Annotated in this window: 14 protein-coding genes; 13 read left to right on the top strand and 1 reads right to left on the bottom strand. The window is 62.3% G+C overall.

Annotation, left to right across the window (positions count from 1 at the left end; translation table 11 throughout):
* The first annotated feature begins 1 nt into the window (after position 1).
* The gene (locus PVZ77_RS19485; protein WP_273808344.1) at positions 2-532 is read left to right on the top strand and encodes a hypothetical protein; all 531 of its coding nucleotides are present in this window, start codon (positions 2-4) and stop codon (positions 530-532) included.
* A 43-nt stretch (positions 533-575) separates the two neighbouring features.
* Here the strand turns inward: PVZ77_RS19485 and PVZ77_RS19480 are convergent, their stop codons facing one another.
* Entirely contained in the window at positions 576-926 is a 351-nt protein-coding gene (locus tag PVZ77_RS19480; RefSeq protein WP_093256579.1) for a hypothetical protein, read from the bottom strand.
* A 141-nt stretch (positions 927-1067) separates the two neighbouring features.
* Here PVZ77_RS19480 and mobH point away from each other — a divergent pair, with 141 nt between their 5' ends.
* From mobH to PVZ77_RS19420, 12 genes are all read left to right on the top strand, one after another.
* Positions 1068-4469 carry a MobH family relaxase gene (mobH, locus tag PVZ77_RS19475; protein WP_273808345.1) on the top strand — a complete coding sequence of 1134 codons (3402 nt, stop codon included), beginning with the start codon at positions 1068-1070 and terminating at the stop codon, positions 4467-4469.
* Positions 4466-6331: a conjugative transfer system coupling protein TraD gene (traD, locus tag PVZ77_RS19470; RefSeq protein WP_273808346.1), complete on the top strand. Its 1866-nt coding sequence runs from the start codon at positions 4466-4468 to the stop codon at positions 6329-6331. Before mobH ends, traD begins: the two co-directional genes overlap by 4 nt.
* A 3-nt stretch (positions 6332-6334) precedes the next feature.
* On the top strand, positions 6335-6778 hold the full coding sequence (locus PVZ77_RS19465; RefSeq protein ID WP_074585277.1) for a hypothetical protein: 444 nt from the start codon (positions 6335-6337) through the stop codon (positions 6776-6778).
* Positions 6771-7412, top strand: coding sequence for a DUF4400 domain-containing protein (locus tag PVZ77_RS19460; protein WP_273808349.1), 642 nt, complete (start codon positions 6771-6773; stop codon positions 7410-7412). The genes PVZ77_RS19465 and PVZ77_RS19460 overlap by 8 nt, the downstream gene beginning before the upstream one ends.
* Positions 7413-7551: 139 nt before the next feature.
* Entirely contained in the window at positions 7552-8355 is an 804-nt protein-coding gene (locus tag PVZ77_RS19455; protein ID WP_273808351.1) for a DsbA family protein, read from the top strand.
* Positions 8355-8636, top strand: a complete 282-nt coding sequence (gene traL / locus PVZ77_RS19450; RefSeq protein ID WP_074585280.1) for a type IV conjugative transfer system protein TraL — start codon at positions 8355-8357, stop codon at positions 8634-8636. The genes PVZ77_RS19455 and traL overlap by 1 nt, the downstream gene beginning before the upstream one ends.
* A 7-nt stretch (positions 8637-8643) precedes the next feature.
* Complete coding sequence (locus PVZ77_RS19445) at positions 8644-9282, top strand: TraE/TraK family type IV conjugative transfer system protein (protein ID WP_273808353.1); 639 nt, start codon at positions 8644-8646, stop codon at positions 9280-9282.
* Positions 9272-10468, top strand: coding sequence for a TraK domain-containing protein (locus PVZ77_RS19440; protein WP_273808354.1), 1197 nt, complete (start codon positions 9272-9274; stop codon positions 10466-10468). The genes PVZ77_RS19445 and PVZ77_RS19440 overlap by 11 nt, the downstream gene beginning before the upstream one ends.
* 10 nt (positions 10469-10478) lie before the next feature.
* The gene (locus PVZ77_RS19435; RefSeq protein ID WP_273808356.1) at positions 10479-11840 is read left to right on the top strand and encodes a TraB/VirB10 family protein; all 1362 of its coding nucleotides are present in this window, start codon (positions 10479-10481) and stop codon (positions 11838-11840) included.
* 94 nt (positions 11841-11934) lie between these two features.
* Positions 11935-12447, top strand: a complete 513-nt coding sequence (gene traV / locus PVZ77_RS19430) for a type IV conjugative transfer system lipoprotein TraV (RefSeq protein ID WP_273808357.1) — start codon at positions 11935-11937, stop codon at positions 12445-12447.
* Between the two features lie 29 nt (positions 12448-12476).
* Positions 12477-12869 carry a TraA family conjugative transfer protein gene (traA, locus tag PVZ77_RS19425; RefSeq protein WP_231357288.1) on the top strand — a complete coding sequence of 131 codons (393 nt, stop codon included), beginning with the start codon at positions 12477-12479 and terminating at the stop codon, positions 12867-12869.
* A gap of 80 nt (positions 12870-12949) precedes the next feature.
* A complete protein-coding gene (locus tag PVZ77_RS19420) occupies positions 12950-19735 on the top strand; it encodes an Ig-like domain-containing protein (protein ID WP_273808358.1) in 6786 nt (2261 codons plus the stop codon).
* Positions 19736-19834 lie beyond the last annotated feature (99 nt).

Below are 19834 nucleotides of genomic sequence, written 5' to 3'. Positions count from 1 at the left end.
CATGCAAAAACTCTTCGTCGCCTTGGTAGCAGGGAGCTTGCTTGTTGCTTGCTCGAGCCACAACAAGGACACCGTGCCGCAGCCGCAGACAACTTACGTTCCAACCCGTCTGGCCCACGAGTTTTACAGTAGCTGGGGGCATGACGGCCGCGGCGGCGCAGCTCTACGGAAGCTGGCGTATCAGCACGTGATGGGAAGCGAGGACGTTGTGATGACGACCCATGGTAATTACCACGATCTGCAGGTGGCGCCGGACGGCCGAGGCCCGAAGGACAGCGTGGCGGTCACCGCGGTCACCTATGGTATGGGGCGTGCGATCGACCAGGCCCTGGCATTCTCGCCGCCGGCGCCTTCAGCTCCGGTCAGCAAGCCGGTGGTTGCCGGCAGCGAGGCCGAATATCTCGTCGCGTACCGAAAGTTCTGCAAGGGTGCCGGTATGGCCCTGACGGAGCGCGAGTGGGAACTGGTGGCAAAGGGCGGTCCTAAAGGTGTGCCGCCTTCTCTCCGCGGGAAGTGCCTGCAAGCGAAGTGATAGGGAGGCGCCGGTCGTTCGCCGGCGCGCCATCGCAGCAGTCCTACTGGCCTGCAATGTACCGGTACAGCGCAGAGCCATAACTCACCCAACCTACCAGCACGCCAGCGGCTATTCCGCTCGCAAGCAGCGCGAGAAACAGGATCGGTAGCTTGAGACCAAGCATCCGCTGGCTTGTCCATGGCAAGGACGTAGCGTCGTCGCGGTGCCGCTCTGGATTGAGGTCAACAGCGATATCGGGATAGTCGTCCGCCTGACGCGACCTTGCGTCGAAGATCACCATGTCTGCTATGGCACCCAATGTCTGCTCGTTTCGGGCGATGCTCGCCTGCGCTTTCCGTAACGACGCCTGCTCCAGTTCGCCCCTTTTCTGTGTTCTGCCACTTCGTGTCATCAAGGTGCTCCGGTCTTAGGAGCAGCGAGTGTATGGCGCCGTCCACGCCCGTTAGCGGCTAATCCTGGCCAATTTCGGGCTGTAACTCAGCAACCCTTCCCCGCTTGACCTGAAAAAATGACATCAACTTTGGAGGCCTTGATGCGTTTTTTCAAAAGATGGTTCGCGCCGAAAAAAACCGCGGCGAAGCCTCTCGCCAGCGTGCGTGATATTCAACTGCTCGACATGAGCGCGCCTGAGATCCAGCAGTACATCCAAGCTGGCGATGAAGCGCTGCTCCGGTACCCGCCGTTTCAACGAGGATGGCCAGCCCGTGTCCCGGGGACAGTGTTGCTGCAGCCTCACAAAGTGACCCTTCAGAAGCTCTCGAGTGGCGTACGCATGCCCAATCGAGGCTTCGATCGCTTACTGCTTCCGGTTTTCGAGGGAGTAGCTGAGTTCGTGCACCTGCTCCCGGCTTCCCAGTCACATCATCACCGGGGCCCAGGTGGGTTACTTGCGCACTCGTTGGAAGTGGCGATGTTCGCGTTCAACAGCTGCAAATGCACTTCTTTCGACTACGCCTTGTATCCGGCGCAGCGATTGGTGAGGGAAAACCGTTGGTACGTCGCCGCGGTGTTGGCCGCTCTCATGCACGACCTGGGCAAGGTGCTTAGCGACGTCGTCGTAGCGGACGAGATGGGCGATCGCCATTGGGACCCTATGGGCCCGTCCATCCCGGTCTGGGCTGCTGAGCACGATATCGACCGCTATTACCTGAGCTGGACGCCGAATCGCCACGGCATTCACCGGGACCTCGCGGCCACGCTCATAGCGCGCTTTCTGCCTCAGGAGCTGCTGATATGGCTGCGGGCTGAAGGCGCGGACATCTACACCGAGATGGTGAATGCCATGTCCGGACGCGAGGGCGATAAAGCCCTCGCGTTGATCGTTTCGAAGTGCGACTCGAAGTCTGTCGAGCTCGACATGCAGAAGCACGGCGGGGACGCATCTCGTCAATTTGGCATGGGCAGCGGCGTGCCGATACCGGCGCTGGTGCTCGATACGATGATTCATTTCCTCGCTACGAAAACGTGGCGGATCAATGAGCCTGGCCAGCGGGTATGGATCATCGGTGGGGAAGTCTATGTCGTATGGTCCCAGTCAGCGGCGGAGGTCGCGGAATACCTTCATTCGCAGGGGGTGAAGGCAATTCCCAGGAGTGCGGACGTCCTCGGCGGCATACTGCTAGATCACGGTGTCGTCGCCAAAGCCGACGATGGCTCGATGTATTGGCACACGACCATCGACATGATCAACGTCGGGCGGGAAAAGCCGATCACCCTCAAGTGCCTGAAACTGGTCAATCCGGAGGCACTCTTCAAGTTCGAAACGCCGCCGGCATCGGTGGCCGCTACTGTGGGGTTACCGCCGAACGAATTGCGCTTCGACTTACCACACGCGCGCGGTACTGCTGCTGCGTCAGTAGAGGTATTGCCGGAAGCACCGCACCAGGAAGGTGTTGATGCCACGCTACCAGCCCCAGCCCCAGCGCCTACCGCTTCCAAGGATAATGGGAAAGACGCTAAGCACCCTGGTGGACCCAAAGCACCCAAAGCGCCTGGTAGGCCGCAAACGGTAGAAAAGGTTGGCCTTGTACCCCGTACGGCGACGCATAGCGGCGGTGGGCTACTGATACAAGGTGCGGCGCCTGGCGACGACATAGCGTCTGGATCTGTTACGAAAGAGCCCCACGTTGTGTCGCTGTCGTCCACGCTCGACAAGCGTTCGTCATCGAAGGGCAGGTCTACCGGTTCTTCGAAAGAAAACGCAGGAAGCCGCGACGGCGGCGCGGCCCTCGCCGAGCAGCCTGATGTCCCCCAACCGGCCCCCACAGGGTCGCCGGCGGATCCCCAGCATCCGCAGTCATCCGCAGAACAGGTGACCGAACGTTCAGGGGCAGTCATACCGATTTCACCTGGTCCAACCGTTCGGCACGCTGATGCGGTCTACGCCCACGATCACTTCGATATCGATGACGAGGTGCTGGAACTCGTTGGCATGGATCTTCCGGATCGGGCCCTGGTAGCGCCGGCGGCCACACCAGCTGATCCAGCCATGCCGGCCGTGATGCTATCCACGCCGCCGACAGAGCATTTACCGCCGATACAGGGCAGTGCGGACAGCCCTGTATCGTCGATGGTCATACCCGCGGCGCTCATTGGCTCGGGCGAATTTAGCTTCGGTCAATTGCGTGCTGTCGGCAGCGCCGAGGGCATTGCGCTACCGGGGGACTCGCCCCTAGCGGTCGAGCTGCCCGCCGAAATGGAGCGGAAACGCTACCCGGTTCTGGATGGACAATCGCCTGACCAACCGAAGGCTACCAGGCCGCCGATGAAAGCAGCGACCGGCGAAATTGACGTCGTGAAAGATTCTTACACTGCCTCCCCAGCCTCTCGTCCAACGCAGAGAGTTCCTGCTCCCAACCAGGCCGTGAACATCGAACCGGACGCGACAGCAGCACCTGGAAGGACGCTGAAAGAATCTCACAGAGGTGAGGACGCTGGACGTGAACCAGCGTCACCACGGCCGAAGGCTCGTTCGGGTGATCCCCGCAATGGGGCGGATACCCGCGCGGCAGCGCCGGTTACGGGCGAAGGCATTGACGACAAGGGTAATAGCGCACTCGCCAGCCAGCCACTACCCGCGGGAAAGGTCGGTGGTAGGGCTGAGCATGCCCCTACTGCACGATCGGCCGGTAACCCAGGGGATGGGAAGCGTCCCGCCGCCGGAAGCCAAAATCCAGCCGGTTCAAGACCAGGACCGTCAAAGGCCACGCGACCGAGCACTTCGCGCGAGCAGCCGCCACCTGGGCTCTTAATCAGTGGCGCGGCTCCTGGACCGGCGCCGATGATCATCGGGCAGCCGCGAAAGCCACGTCCTGCTGTCCAGGATGCTGTAAGCCCACCTCCGCCCAAAGCACCTTTGAAGCCGCTGGAGCGAAAGGCTGTACCCGAGGTTGCCGCTTCAGAGGTCACTGCCTATCTCGCCCTCTGGCCAGCCCTTGCAGCGAAGCTCCTCTGGTACACCCGGCCGGAAAACAAAGACCTGTTGCTGCAGCGAGACGGGAAGCCGTACTGCCTTCATAGCGAGCCAGGGTTTACGCTGGACGACCGCGATGCGCTCATGGCCGCGAGCTGGCTATTCGACGACTTCACCGGCACCTATACCGGCCTACATCGCAAAGGCTTCCTGCTATCGCGGTATCTGGGGGCGCTTCTCGAGCAGGTTACGAGTGGCGCCTATGACCACTCATCTACCGTGGCACGTGACGCTCACGAGGCGAATCAGCTGCAGGCGACCGCCGACGCTGTCCTCTCGAGGTGTCCGCCGAAAAAGACGGACGGGCGGACCCTGGTCTCCATCTCGGACCGCAGGATGCTCCAGCTCGCGTACGAGCTGAAAACCAGCGAACTTACCCTGAGGAGGGCGCTAATCGCGCACTACCCGTACCTCAAGGTCGGAAACAATCACGTCATTGACCTGACTGAGTTTCCCGCATGAGCGAATGGACTTATGAAATGCCCTGGCGGCCGAATTTCGAGGCGATCGAAATTGCGGGCTGGGTCTTGGGTATGGCTGGGACCTGCGCTGTCCATTTCAGCACGAACCTACCTGCGCAGCCGTTCTACCTGTCCTTGGGTGTGATGGGTGGTTTCGCGCTTCGGCGCGTGCCTGCTGCGCTGCACCTGTACCGGGTAAGGCAGGGATTACGTGCGAAGAACGCCGCGATGATGGGCCAAGATGAGCTCATCGAGCAGATGCTCGCCGATCGCGAAAAGATGTACATCGGCGTGGGCTTCAAATGGACGCAGCGTGAAGGTCAGCAGGTATTCGAGCTGCTCAAGCGGGATATCACGAAGCTCATGCCCCCGGTTCCCGAGGGCTTCATGGGCTCACCCTGGATCCACGGGATCTCGCTGCAACCGGATAAGCCGATTGGGTATAAGCACACGCTCGCTTCGCTGCATACGCTGATCGTAGGCACCACGGGTAGCGGGAAGACCCGCCTGTTCGACCTGCTGATCAGCCAGGCCATTTTGCGTAACGAATCGGTGGTCATACTTGATCCGAAGGGCGATAAGGAAATGTCGGAAAACGCGCGTCGGGCGTGTGAGCTTGCCGGTGACGTCAGCCGCTACAAGCACTTCCATCCTGCATTCCCAGATTCCTGCGTACGAATTTCTCCAACGCAGAATTTTGGTCGCGCCACAGAGCTCGCCTCACGCATCGCCGCATTGACTGATGGCGAAGGACCATTCCAGGCCTTCGCCCAGATGGCCGTGAATAACGTCATCCAGGCCATGCTGTTCTGCGACATCTTCCCGACGCTGGTGCAGATTCGCCGCGCACTCGAGGGTGGCCTGGCTCCCTTGGTTATTGAGGCGATCACGGCGTACGGCAAGTCCGTTCACCCAGCCTTCGACGCGCTAGCAGCCGCGGCCGTCAGGCAGGCGAGGACCGACGAGCTCAAGGCGAAGGCCATGATCACTGTCTACCGCAATGAGATCGTGCCGCTGAAGCCAAACTCCGACCTCGAGGGCATCCTGTCCATGTTCGAGCACGATCGCGATCACTTCGGAAAGATGATCGCGACGCTGCTTCCGGTGTTGAACATGCTGACGGCAGGTCACATGGGGCCCATTCTTTCGCCGATCGAAAACGACAGCGGCGACACCCGGGAAATCACCGATTCAAAAACGATCATCGAGAACAACCAGGTGCTCTATCTTGGCCTCGATTCGCTGTCCGACTCGATGGTGGGCTCCGCGATCGGCTCGATCTTCCTCGCCGACCTGGCGGCGGTCGCGGGCCAGCGCTACAACCTTGAAAGCAGCGAGAACCTAAAGCGTCGGCCGGTGAACATCTTTTGCGATGAGGCCGCGGAAATCGTCAACGACCAGCTCGTTCAGCTTCTTAACAAAGGGCGGGGCGCCGGAATGCGCATCTACGTCGCAACCCAAACCATCGCCGACTTCGAGGCTCGCATGGGTTCGCCGGCGAAGGCGCGCCAGGTGCTGGGCAACACCAACCATGTCATTGCGCTCCGGATCACCGATCAGGACACGCAAAAGTACATCGCCGAGAAGATTCCGCCGACGTACTACAAGTACGTCATGCGCACCCAGGGCAACTCGACCAAAGACGATCCGCACATGCACTCGCTGAACGTTGGCGAGCGCCTGATGGACGAGGAGGGAGAGCTGTTCCCAGCCCAACTATTCGGGCAACTGCCTGACCTTGAGTTCCTGGCTATCCTGGCCGGCGGCCAGGTCGAGAAGGGCCGGATCCCGGTCCTGACCAAACCCAAAAATTTCGACAAGGCTGTGGCTCGGGCCCGCCTGCTGGCTGAAGAGGCGGCTTGATCCATGCGTACTCGTTTTGAATCCTTATCTCGCCTGCTCAACGGCGACGCGAAAGCCAAGACCCTGTTGGGAGTTCTCGAGTGCGATTGGCCCACCGCGCTGCAGGTCGTCCCTGCCGCGTTTCGCGTCGAGCAGGAGATGACCAGCGACCCCGACTGTCGGGACGTTCTGACCCGATCGCTGCGCTCGTATCAGGCTGCGCTCGGCAAACCAGATCGAGACCGGCTTGTGGCCTTCATGGGTACCTTCCTGGATGGGCTGGCAGAGCTGCTCGAGCAATCGCCTGCGCCTACTGCGGCGCTCCTCGAGATGCATAAGCGCCTGCTCAGCGAGGTCGAGAAAACCAAGGGTGCGGCGGTGCGGGATCGCCTGGAAGCGCTGCTGCTGCCGCCCGACACGTCGATTGGCGTCGTCTGGCGTAGCATCCAGGAGCACCGCAATGGCTGATATAGAAGAAAAGATGCCCGCCGGAATCTGGCTAACCCTGGCCTTCGTCTGCGTCGAAATCCTGTTGATCGCGTGCATCGTGCCGAACGCATTCATCGACCGGGCGATCTTGAAAGAGCAGGACTGGGGGGAGGCCATGATGGGCAAGGCAGCCAGTGACCAACTGATCGACGATACGGCCAGGCTCTACAGCACCATCCATCTCGAAAGCGGGCTCAATGAGACCGTCCGTGACTTTTTCCTGGGAGGCAAGCAAACGCCTGGGTGGGAGTCACTCGAACGCCAGTGGGGAACATTCATAGCGGGGCGGGGAGAGGCAGTGCTCAAGGTCTGCTACCACATCTACTATCGAAGCCTGCTTTTGCTGATGTGGATGCCCTACATGCTGGTGATCCTTGCGCCGGCCGTGCTGGGCGGATACATGGCCTGGAATATCAAACGCTACAACTTCGATCATTCCTCGCCATTCTTGAACACCTACAGCTCAAAAATCATCTCATGGGTGGTCATGGCACTCGCGCTATCGTTCATCGCGCCATTGCCCATACCCCCAATGATCGTTCCGCTGGTGGTGATCTTCCTGATCCCCATAGCAGCCAGCCTCCTCATCGGTAACCTGCCGAAACGCCTCTGACCTTCCAGCAGGCGAGGCGGGCGCAGCGCCCGGCAACCTTTCTGATCGCCCCGGCCAGGTTTGAACCCTCGGTCGGGGTGGATTGACCGCAAAACGCGCTTGCGCCTGAGCACCATAGCTTCAACAGCTGAGGTGCATCATGAGCTCTAGAATCCCTATCACACTCGCCGGCCTTGCGATCGTCTTGAGTACCGCGTCAGCGCTATATAGCGCTCATGCCCTACGCGAGCAGCAGCAGCTCGTCGACCACCTGAATGGCCAGGTCGCAAGGATCCAGCCGTACGCGTTTTCGCGCTCCGATCTCGACGCGCTCCTTTCCAGGCAAAGCTTATCTGTGGCACCCCCGGCGGCACCGGAGGCACCACCAGCGCCTATGAAGCGTGAGAGCGCGCCTATCGCCGGCGAGCGTCGCTATGGCGATGCTACCGCCCAATTCAGCCTGATCGAGTACTCGGACTTCGAGTGCCCCTACTGCAAGCAGTATTTCGCGGTACCCAAGGCCGTGGTCGACAGCTCGCGCGGCAACGCGTCGGTTGTGTTCAAGCATGTTCCGATCCATGGCGAAGCGTCGCGCCGGGAGGCCTTCGCCGCAGAGTGCGCAGGGGCCCAGGGCGGTAACGATGCCTTCTACCGCATGGCCGGCGCCATCTTCAGTTCGACCGCAGGTAACGGTACCGGGACCGAAAAGCCGCTCGCAGTGATCGCCTCCAGCATCGGCCTGGACGGCGCGGCCCTTTCGCGCTGCATCGACAACCAGGAGCCGCTGCAGAAAGTGAAAGCGGACTTCCGCGAGGCGGTTGAGCTGGGCATCAAGGAAACACCGACCACCATCGTTCGCCATAACCCAAGCAATAAACAAGTAGTTCTTTCTGGCGCCAAAGGACCCGAAGACATTCTTCGCGCCATGGCGAAACTCGTTCAAGGCAATGGAGCCGCTCAATAATGCAGCCAATCGATATCCCCCAATACGTTGATGATCCGCCTCACTTGTTGTTTTGGCAGGCAGATGAAGTTGCTCCTATCGGTATTGGCCTCGTATTTGGCATGTTCACTGGATATGCCGCGGTATGCACTATTGCGGGTTATTTATTGACTCGGTGGTATCGAAAGTACCGAGACGATCACCCGGATGGCTTTATGGTTCATATGCTCTATTGGGCGACGGGATATGCCGGTGCCAAAGCTAGAACCATTCCAAATCCATTTATCCGAGAATTTAACTGAGGTCGCCATGCTGTCTGGCAAATTCAAAAACACCTATCGCGGGACCATGTCGGAGAACGCCTTTCTTCGCAAGATCATCGTCGCGCTGATCCTGGTGGAGGTTCTGACCGTCATCGGCTGGCTGCGCAAAAGCACCGTCGTTGACATGCAGCCCCCGACGCTTGCTGAGCGCGCCTGGGTCGATCAGGACCGTGCTTCGGATAGCTACGTCAGCGCCTGGGCACTCTACATTGCTGATCGACTTGGCAACGTTAATCCGAAGTCTGCCGAGATCATTAAGGCGACGCTCGAGCCATTGCTCGCCAACGATATTTATCAGGACGTGCTCAATAAGATTGATAGCCAAGTCCACCAGATCCGACAAGATCGAGTGACTCTGGAGTTCGAGCCACGCCAGGTCCTGCAAGATAAGCAGGAGCCGACCAAATATTTTATCGTCGGCAAGTCCAAGATGACCGGTCCGAGTGGCCAACCTAAACAACTTGATATGACCTATGAGATCGAGTTGAAGATCAAGAATTACAAGCCGGTCATTGCCTTCCTCTCTGTATATGAGGGCCCGCCGCGCACCGAAGAAGTTAGAAATCGCGAAGCCAAGGCCGCAGATACTCGCAAGCGTTTGGAGCAGCAGCGCAATGAAAACTAATATCCAAACCCTCACACTGATCGGCGTCGCGCTGTTTTCGTCAGCATCGATCGCCAACGCTCGTGAGCTCAACATCCCGCAGACCCCAGTGGCCGAGTCGCGCACTCAGGAAATCGCCGCAGTGCCCGGCCGTGATGTCGACCCGGCCGACTACGGCCTGCAGGAAGCTGACGAGCAGGTGGCGCGCCAGGCTCTGGCCGAGCAGCAGCAGAAGACGCTACCGAGCGCCGCGGCTGCGCAGCCTGCTGTTGCGCCCGCTGCACACGCATCCACTCCGACGGTGGCCTCCAGTACCGTGCAGAAGCAGGACCAGGTCAAGGCAGCGCCCGAGAAGGCGTCTACCGACCTGGTTCATGTCGCCGGGGGCGGCCGTGATCTTCCCGCGGTCCCGGCCTCGGTCGCCAAGACCTCTGGTGCGCCCGAGGCCGCCGCGCCGCCGGTGAGCTCGCGCCAGGATGTGGTGGTGCAGCCAGGCGTCAACACGATCATCCCTGCGGCGCTGTTTCACCTGAACCGCATCGTCACCCCGTTCGAGAACCCGATCGTCCAGACCACCTCCCAGGCAACGATCAAGCAAAAGGGCAACGTGATCTACGTGTCGACCAACAGCGAAAGCCCGGTGACGATGTACATCACTCCCAAGGACGACGAGTCGGTGGCCATCAGCCTGACGCTGGCGCCTCGCAAGGTGCCGCCGATCGAGGCCAACCTGATCATCGGCCAGGTGCCCGGGAGCACCAGCCCGTCCAGCGCCGGTGGCTTCGGTTACGGATCGCGCTACAGCGGGCAGGCCAAGAAGTGGGAGGAGGGCCAGCCCTACATGGAAACCATCAAGGGCATCATGCGCGCCCTCGCCCTGGGCGGTATTCCCAAGGGCTATTCGATGGCCAAACTGCAGAGCGGCGAGAAGCTTCCCGCGTGCTATCAGCAGGGCCTGAACTTCGACTTCAGCCGGGCCCAGGTGATCATGGGCCACAACTTCCGCGTCCTGGTGGGCGTCGCTCAGAACAACGGCCGCGCGCCGGTCATGTTCGATGAAACCAGCTGCACCCATCCCTCGCTGGCGGCTGCTGCGGCCTGGCCGCGCAACATGCTCGAGGCCGGTGAAAGGACCGAGGTTTACATCGTCACCCGTGTGGGCGAGGCGCCGGCGGAAGATTCGTCCCGTCCGAGCCTGCTGAACTGAGGAAGGCACCATGATCAAGCAAACATGGGCCAACCTGAGCCCGCAGAAAAAAAAGTGGACCGTCATCGGTGTGGGGATTGGAGGCGTGCTGTTGTTCGTCTGGGGCCTAAGCAGCCTGGGTGGCGAGGTACAGCGCAAGACCAACGCCAAGCCGACGATCACCAACGTCCTGACAGACGCGGATCCCCGTGGGGTCGGGTTGGATTCGCTCAACGCCGAGCAGCGTGCGCAGAGCAAGGAGCTCAACGACCTCAAGCTGACGCTAAAGAACCTCATGAATGGCACCCAGGCCCAGCAAGCGACCGCCGCGGGCCTCAAAGAGATTCAGGGGCAAATAGGGGAGCTGACGGCCCAGCTTGAGGCAACGCAGGCTGCTCAGCAGAAGGCCGAGCAGGACAACCGCGACCTCAGCAAGCAGCTGCAGGAAGCGCAGTCCAAGGCACCGACTCCCGACAAGGCCGCCGAGCTGGAGCGCAAGGCTGCGCAGCAGCAGACGCAGGCGCAGGAGCGCCAGCGCTACGACCGCACCCTGATGGATCCGAACCGCAACCAGGGCAATTTCTTCGCCAACGCGCCGGCGCCGGAAAAGGAGCCTGAGAAGCCGGGCGCAGCACCCAAGAAGGAAGAGCCGCCGAAGATCATGTCCTACGGGGATGAGGCGCCTGCTGAAGATCCTGATGCCGACGCCAAGGAAGAGGACGTCTACCTGCCGGCCGGCGCCATCCTTTCCGGCGCGATCATCACTGGTATCGACGCGCCCACCGGTAACGGAGCACGGAAAGATCCTTTCCCTGTCCTGCTGCGGGTGAAGAAGGAGGCCGTACTGCCGAACCGCTTCCGCGCAGACGTTCGCGAGTGCTTCCTCATTGCCAGCGCGTTCGGCGACCTCTCTTCGGAACGCGCCTACATGCGGGCTGAGACGATCTCCTGCGTACGAGATGACGGCGGGATCATCGAAAGCGGTATGGACGCCTATGCCTCTGGTGAGGACGGCAAAGCCGGGGTGCGTGGCCGCCTTGTCTCCAAGCAGGGCGCCATCTTGGCTCGCTCGCTGATGGCCGGCTTCATGCAGGGCGTCTCGGACGCATTCAGCGTGCGCCAGGTACCGAGCATCAGCATCGCCAGCAGTGGCAGCGGGACGAATGGCCGGACGGTATCGCCCGTCTATGAGCAGGCCTTCAACTCCCAGGCCATGCAGGGGGCCATGATCGGCGGTACCGGCAAAGCCCTCGAGCGCATTGCGGACTTCTACCTGGAGATGGCCGAGAACCTCTACCCGGTCATCGAAGTGGACGCTGCCCGAGAGATCGACTTCGTCGTCAAGAAGGGTGTGCAGCTCAAGCTGAAAACGCTGAGCAAGAACAAAACCTGAAGCCGGCGGGAGCGCCTAGCTCCCTTCTATTGAACGCCCTGGAAGGGGGCGAATTGCCCCCTTCCAACATCCCTCGCTACGGATACTCAACCTCATGAAAACGAACCTGCGTAAGGCCCTGGGCCTTGCCGCTGCGGCGGCGCTCACCTCGATGATCAGCGGATGCTCCATGTTGCAGATCGGCTCGTCCGACTACGGCTGTAAGGGCATGCCCGATGGCGTGACCTGTATGTCCGCGCGGGACGTGTACCAGCTGACCGAAAACGAGAACTTCCGGCAGATCGTCGACGAGAAGAATGCCCAGAAGGCCGAGGCTGAAAAGCACGGCGGCCACGCCCCGGCGCCGACGGTGCAGCCGGAAGTAGCGGCCGGCGAGCGCTACGTCGTGCCTCGCCCGGCGCGTGATCCGGTGCCGATCCGCAGCCAGGCCACCGTCATGCGGGTCTGGGTCGCGCCCTGGGAGTCGCAAGCCGGCGACCTGAACGTACCTGGCTTCATTTACACCGAGATCGAACCGCGCCGTTGGGAAGTCGGTACGCCCTCCCTGCGGCCGACGCCTTCGCTGCGTCCGCTTGAATCCCACAAAAAGGCGATCCCCGCCTCGTAACCCCCCCAGCCCTCGTAAGGAGACACAACATGCGCCTGAGCAATCCGGCTAAACCCTTGAGCAACCCGGCCCACCGCGCGCGTCGTCAACGCGACCTGGTGAAGTTCGGCGTCGCCCTGCTGCTCGTCGTGGGCGCATCCAGCGCCATGGCAGGCACCGGCGGTACCGACTTCGACGCCGTCTGGACCACGATCAGTGACTGGATGCAGGGCACCCTCGGCCGCGTGGTCGCCGGCGCCATGGTGCTGGTGGGCATCGTTGGCGGCGTCGTGCGTCAGTCGATCATGGCGTTCGCCACCGGTATCGGTGGTGGGGTCGGTCTGTACAACACCCCGAAGATCATCGAATCGATCATGTCGGCAACCCTGCCGGCCGCCAACGACATGGTGTACAGCGCAGCGCCGCTGCTGCAGATCAACTAGGGAGCCGCCCAGGGCTCACCCCTCTGATAGCCGGCGCATGCCGGCTTTCAGGTATCTGAAACTTGCTCGGGAACCGGCCTGTGAACTGGAAGATTTCGAAGGGACTCGTCGCGCTGCTGTTCGCAGGCCTCGCGCACTACACCAACCAGGTCCAAGCTGCTGAATGCACCGAGTCCAATGCGGTGCTGACGCCTGATTCCCGGGCGGTTTTTGCCGGTGCGCAGATCAAGCTCACCTACAGCGCCACGCGCAACAGCTGCACCTCGGCTGGAAGCTACAGCGTCCCGATCCTGATCGGCGCCGGCACGGGCCAGGAAGCAGGCAAGTGCGGCGGCGTGCGTACCAAGGAGGCCGCCAGCTGCAGTGGTACCGTTACGGCTCCAGCCGGCTTCACCGGCCCGTTGGTGCTTACCGTTGGCGATACGCTCACCGAGGTGATCGTTCAGGCCGCGATCGCCCAGCCCACTGCTCGCGACATCGAAATCTCGGTGGCCGAAGACCAGCCCGCGATCGTGCCGCTCGCGTTGGGCGGGGAGGGCGTCACTGCAGAGCAGTTCGAAGTGCTCGATACACCCGATAGCGCCATTGGCCAGGTCAAGGTTGAGGGCAGCACCCTGACCTTCACCCAGGTGCCCGGGTGGAGCGGCATCGTTGCCTTGCAGTACCGCGGCCGCGATCAGCACGGCACCTACTCCAATACGGCCACCATCCGCATCATCACCACGGGGCGAAACGATCCGCCGGTGGTTATCGCGCAGCCCGTCATCATGACGGAAGACGCGCAAATGACGTTTGAGCCAACGGTGCAGGATCCCGACGCGGTGGACATCTACCGCCTGGTGATCGAAGCACAAGGCAAGGGCGTTGCCGGCGAGGTGCTCGCTGACGGGCACCGCATCAAGCTGACCCCCAAGCCAGACTTCTACGGCCAGGACGTCTTGCGCATCAGCGCTGTGGACGCCGCAGGCGCCAAGAGCGCTGTGGTCGATATCCCGATCACAGTCCAGGGCGTCAACGATGCCCCCGTTGCCCAGCCCATCAGCATCGTGACGGACGAGGACACACCGGGGCGCTCCAAGATCGTCTTCACCGATCCGGATGGCGACGGTCCCTACCAATTTGTCGTGAGCGGCCAGCCGGGCGCGTCGATCGGTGGCTGCGGCCTGGACGGCGACTCCGTGGTCTTCACGCCTGCGCCTGACTGGAACGGCAAGACCACGTGTCAGGTGGCCGTCATCGACGCTGGCAGTGCGGCCTCAGCGCCCGTACCGGTGAGCATCACCGTCACGCCGGTAGCAGACAAGCCAGTGGTCGAGAGCAAGACGGTCACCCTCAACCAGGGCGCTACCAGCAGCTTCACCCTCCAGGTTTCCGACGTAGACGCCAACGACACGGCGACGCTGCGCGCAGTATCTGCGGCAGATCCCGCCTTCGGTAGCGTCAGCTTCACGGGAACGACGGCGAAGGTCTCGCTCAACGCCACCTTCGTCGGTACCCGCGAGATTCGCTACGTGGCCAAGGACTCCTTCGGCCTGGACTCGGATGAGGGCGTGATCCTGGTGCGGGTATTACCCGTCGCCCAGGCGCCTGTGGTCGATGCCGCATCTGCCAAGACGGCCATGGAGACGCCGGTCACTGTCGAGCTGACCGCTACCGACCCGAACCACGACGCGCCGCTGACCTTTGCAATTCAGCAGCCTGTCGCTGCGGCAGCAGGAACCGTCAGCCTCGCCGGCAGCCTGCTGACGTTCAAGCCAGCGACCGGCTACTTGGGAACCGCCAGCGCCAAGGTCACGGCGACGGATCCAGGTGGCCTGGTGTCCGCTGCACAGACCATCGCCTTCGAGGTCGTCGGTGACCAGGTCATCGGGACCGATCCAGACAATCCGGACAGCCACACCGTGGTGATCGTCCAGCAACCGGATCCGAGCGTCGGGAAAATCACCACTGAAGGCCTGCGCGTTCGCTTCGTGCCGGTCGACGGCTATGTCGGTACCGCCACCTTCAAGTACAAGCTGCGCGATGCCGCCGGCGCCGAATCGGCTATCAAGGACGGCGCGATCCAGGTCGACAAGACCAACTACGCCCCCAGCGCGGCGAACGCAGCGCTGGTTGCCAACGAGGGCCAGGCCTCCGCGCCCGTCACCCCTGAGGTGGTCGATAAAAACCTCTACGACGCGGGCAAACACACCTTCGCGGTGCCCATCCAGGAGATGCAGGGTACCGCCGAGGTGGTGAACAACCAGCTCGTCTACCATGCCCCCTTTGGCTCGAAGGGCACCACCAGCTTCAAATTTATCGCCCGAGATCCTGCCGGTGCCGAGGTCGTGGGGACTGCAACAGTTACCGTCCGCGGTCGTAACGTCGGCCCTACGCGAGTTGGCCTGAGCCTGGTAACAGACGAGGGCGTCGAGGTGTCCGGTACCCCCACGGTGGTCGATCCCAATCCAGGCGATACCTTCACCTTCGCCGTGCCGGCCACTTCCGCGGGCGGCACGGTGAAAGTGCTGAATGGCCAGGTCGTCTACATGCCCAAGCCCGGTTGGACCGGGACCGAGAGCTTCCCCATCACCGCGACGGACGCCGGTGGGGAGTCTGGCAAAGGCACCGTGACCGTGGTCGTCAAGCCACGCAACCTGGCGCCTGAAAGCCTGTCGGGGAGCATCGTGGTGCGTGAGGGTACGGCGAGCGCGCCTTACTACCCGCGCATCGTCGACCGCAACGTGGCCGATGCCGGCCGTCATACGCTCCGGCTCGTGCAGCAGGCTGCCAATGGGGGCCTGGCCATCGTCGAGAACCGGCTCGTCTACACGCCGGCGGCCAGCTTCGTGGGTACTGATTCCGCCGTCATCGAGGCGACCGATCCTGGCGGCCTGACTGTACAGGGCACCATTGCTCTGCAGGTCGATCGCTTCAATCTGGCGCCGGTCGCGGCCACCCTGCGCATCAGGACGGTCGAGAACACCGCCTCCGCCGCGACCCTGCCAAAGGTCACCGATGGCAATGCCTGGGATTCCTTCACCTATGAGGTGGTGGAACAGCCAAAGTCGGGAGCCGTGGTGGCCACGGCCGGCGGCTACGTGTATACGCCCAACCCGCATTTCGTCGGTAACGACCTGTTCCGCTTCCGGGTGGTGGATAAGGGCGGCGAGTACGTCGAAGCGATGGCTACCGTGGCCGTTGCGCAGCTCAACACCGCGCCGACCGGCCTCACTCCCTCGGTCGTCTATTTCTATGAGGGCGTCGGTGGAAGCCAGCGACTTGCCGCGATCGACGACAACACCTGGGGCTCTCACACCTTCTCCGTGGCCACTCAGCCGGAGCACGGCTACGTGTGGTTCACCGGCGATGAACTCCATTTCAGCACCGACGGCCGCACCGCAACCACCGTCTCTGTCACGGTGACCGATCAGGACGGCGCTGCGGCGACCTTCCCTGTGCGGCTGGCGCCAAGATCCCTCGATGATCCCTTCGACAAGTTGCCGGTCAAGGAGCTGTCCCCAAGCGCATTCAGTACGCCGGCGATCACCAAGGAGTTCACTCACCTGGATGGGCGCCCTGGGCTTGTGATCACCGATCAGCAGGCGCTCGCTGAGCTGGGGACCGACATCATTGCCATGGTCGAGCGCAAGTCGGAGGTTGGCCTGCGCGTCGGCCGTCGGCCGCTGGAGCGCGGCCAGGGTGCGCGCCTGGCCATGGACCGGGTCATGAATGGCTCGCTTGGCGCTGCCGTCGCTGCGCTGCAAAGTGGCGCCGCCGGCCATGGCCGCATTCTGCTGGCACGGGCCGATTTGACCGGTACCGTCTATGCCATCCCGTTCGATGTATGGAAGCTCACCGGTGAGCTCAAGGCGACCCCGGCGACGATCGGCCTGGGGCTCGAGTCGGCCCGGGTCCAGTTCTCAGCCTCCAACTCGGTGTGCACCAACACCGTCAGAGAAGTCTCGGCGCGCGACAGCAATCCCTATGACAAGCCGGTGTGCCTGCTGCAGTTCACCAAGCCGATGCCTGAGGCCAAGGATCTGTCCAGCGACGGTCTGCTGCTGCAGCAGGGCTTCGCCGCGGAGGCGGGCACCTATCCCGTCGAAGCAGCTGCCTACATCGTTGACGACAAGGGGGAGAAGAGCCTGTTGGCGACCTATCCTACCCAGGTGAACGTGGTGCCCATGGCGGGCGCCGTGAAGATGACGTCGAAGTACCCGATGGATACCGTCTATGCCCAGGTCCAGGACCTGGACATCGAGTTCGTCCAGAGCGCAGGACCAACCTGTGATCTGACGGTAATCGAGCGCCGGGCAATCACGGCGGCGGCCTCCTATTCGACCCGGCCGACTTGCCTGGTCGAATGGACCGAAATCCCGCCAGGCCTTGCCATACGGGAGAACTGGGAAAAGCCGGTCCTGCGCGGCGCGGTGACGATGCTCGGCAGCAACCGGATCGCCTGGAAGCTTTCCTCGTTCACGCCCAGCGGCAAAAAGATCGATCTCGGTACCGACCAGTTCGTCTTCACCGCGAAGCAGCCGACGGCCCCGGTGGTGACGTACAAGGGTGCGCAGCAGCTCGGCGATACCCTCCTGGCGGCGCCTATCAGCGGTGGATACGCCGGCGATGCAACCGTGACCGCGGTCAGCGCGCGGCTGACGCTTACGCACAACCTGAACCAGGGTGATTCGATCACTGAGGACATCAACCCGGTCAATGGCGACGTCAGCACCCAGTTGCGCAGGATCTACGCCGCGCCGTTTTCGACGCTGTGGCAGCGCCGGCCCCTCGCCGTGGATGTGGCCTATACCGCTCTGCCCAACATCGCCACCCACTCCGATCTCACGGTGCTGTCCGTTCCGGACGCGAACATCATGCCGGTGATCGACAACGAGAACGGCAAGATCCTCTCGACCGATGCGTTGGAAGTTGGCGTCACGATGGGCGATGCCTACGACAGCCAAGTCCCGTACGACAGCGCGACCATGGGCGAGTGGGAGATTCGCCTGGTGCAGCGGCCGGATTGGAACACCGTTGAGGAGATCGCCGGATGGGTCCGTGCCGACGGTGCTGGCCACGCGGCCTTCGAGGTGCCAGTGGAGAAGCTCGCCGGCAAGAACCTGCGCGTGTACGCCGAAGCACGGGTGGTGTCGCCGGAGCCAGCCTACCAGGAGACGCGCACCTCGCCGCGCCCTTTGAGCATCGTCATCCTCAACGGTGCGGCGCTCGACGGCAGTGTCCGGGCGCTACGCCTCACCGGCGAGGCCCCCATGCGCGTCACTCTCTTCGCGGAGGTGAATAACCGGTCTTGGGCGCGGGACCTGGGCAACGTGCGTTGGGAGATGTCCACCAACGGTGGCGAGTGGCAGACCGTGAGCAATCCAAGCAATGCCCCGCAACGGCTGGCGACGACCCTGCAGAAGGGCAGCTACATGATCAGGGCCGAGCTCACCAACAAGAACAGCGGCGCCAAGTCGATGACCCAGGCCATCGAGATCAACGCCTTCAACATCCCCAAGGGATACCTCGCTGGCCCAGGCAACACCTTCGTCGACGCTCAGGCCACCTTCCAGCTCAAGCAGTCGGAAAAGGGTGACGTCATGGATCTGTCCAACATCGAGGCGCAGTGGAGCCTGGACAAGGGGGTCACCTGGTTCGCCGGCAATGACAGCTACTCGGTCACCCGTAGCGCCGAGGAGCGCGTCTACGTCTTCTCGCGCGTCCGGTTCAAGGACGCGCCTGCAGACGATCCGCTGGCGTGGAAGCTGTTGCGCGGCGGCGTTGCGTTCCGGAAGGTGAAGCCCCCGCGCGTGCAGCTGGTGGGTAACCGCCGGCCAGAAGTGGGCAAGGAGTCGACCTGGGTTGCCCGGCTCGTCATGCCGTACACCAACATGGATCTGAAGGCCTCCGGCGAATTCATCATGCCGGATGGCACATCGATCGTTCCCGGTACCACGGCGGCGTTCACACCGACGGAAGAGGACGTGACTGACAAGCCGACCTACATCACCTACCGAGCGTGGATCGAGGGCTATCGCGACAAAGGTGGCGAGGGGCTGACGCAGCAGCGACTGACCTACTGGGAGTACGAGTGGCCGAAATGGGAGCTGCAGCCGAGCCTGAGCGCCGCCTATGTCCCGGCGACGCTAACCCTGCGGATGAGAAACCTCGGCCAGTTCAAGGCGCTGGAGAACGTCAAATATGACTGGGAGCTGCCGAAGGTTGACGGCTACACCGTGGCCAACGAGACGAACGAGACGCTGCGCATCCTGGAGATGAGCAAGGCCGCGGCCTATCCGTTCAAGGTGCACGTCTCTGATGGCCGCGGCAACTACTCGACGGTCGAGCGTATCGTGACCTTGCTGGATCCGCCCCCGTGGACGGTGTCGCTCCGGTGGACAGGCGATAACAACGCGACCCGGGCGCCCCTGAAGGTCCTGGTCATGCCCTCGATCTCGGGTGGCCATCCCAAGGACAAGGTGCTGTCCATGCGCTACACCCTGGGCGGCAAGCAGCTCGATACCAATGGCTCCCGGTATGCGCGAGCAACGTTGGAGAGCGAGGGCGAGTACCAGATCGCTCTGCAGATCGAGACCCAGATGCAGAAGACCGCGGAGAGCGAAGTCGTCATCGATGTGAAGGAAAACCAACCGCCCAAATGCGAGCTCGACGTGAAGGAAAGCTCGTCGTCCTGGCGCGCCAATGCCAACTGCAAGGATCCGGATGGCCGGATCTCTCGCCATCACTGGTTCGTGAATGATGAGAAGCAGGGGCTCAGCGGGTCGGTGATCACCATCTCGAAGCGCACCTATCCGCAGGCGCCGCACATCGTGCTGACCGCCACGGACGATGCCGGCGCCGATTCCGAGCCTGTGGAGTGGTGATTTTCCGCGGGCGCCGCTATGGCGTCCGCGGGTTCCAACCTTCAATCGGGGTGAACTCAAGACTCTCGGATTCAACGCATCGGTAGCCTGACGGTAACT

It is taken from the genome of Pseudomonas sp. SHLD1 (assembly GCF_028640935.1).
Taxonomy (GTDB): domain Bacteria; phylum Pseudomonadota; class Gammaproteobacteria; order Pseudomonadales; family Pseudomonadaceae; genus Chryseomonas; species Chryseomonas aestiva.
Note: the sequence above shows the minus strand (reverse complement) of the source record. Positions and strands in the feature narration are given on the sequence as shown.